The sequence below is a fragment of the Neisseria sp. P0021.S006 genome (assembly GCF_051956895.1).
Genome location: NZ_JBQCWZ010001142.1, coordinates 1 through 485 on the forward strand (window position 1 = coordinate 1; position 485 = coordinate 485).

The following is a 485-nucleotide window of genomic DNA, read 5'->3' on the forward strand; positions in this document are numbered from 1 at the left end:
GAGGACGGCAATGTCGGCAGTTATGAAATCATCGATTTGGACTTGGCTCGTTACGACGTACTGGCCGAACGCCTTGCCGCCGTACGCGATGACGCAGTGCGCTACCTGAAAAGCGGCATTTCCACCCAAAACGCCGCCTTCAACCGCATGATTGCCGAAATCGAACAAGTCGCGCTCAACTCTCCTTCCCCCATTCTGCTCTCCGGCCCGACAGGCGCGGGCAAATCTATGCTGGCACGCAGGATTTTTGAATTGAAAAAAGCGCGCCACCTGATTAAAGGCACATTTGTCGATGTAAACTGCGCCACCCTTCGCGGCGACGGCGCAGCATCTGCCCTGTTCGGCCACAAAAAAGGCGCCTTTACCGGCGCCGCAGAAAAACGTGAAGGTTATCTGAAAACTGCCGACGGCGGCGTATTGTTTTTAGATGAAATCGGAGAATTGGGCTTAGACGAGCAAGCCATGTTGCTCAAAGCCATTGAAGA

General features: G+C 54.0%; 1 protein-coding gene. It reads left to right on the top strand.

Translation table 11 applies throughout. From position 1 onward, the window contains the following. On the top strand, nucleotides 1-485 hold a 485-nt coding region (locus tag ACTHUM_RS19160; RefSeq protein ID WP_440403863.1), incomplete at both ends, for an RNA repair transcriptional activator RtcR family protein.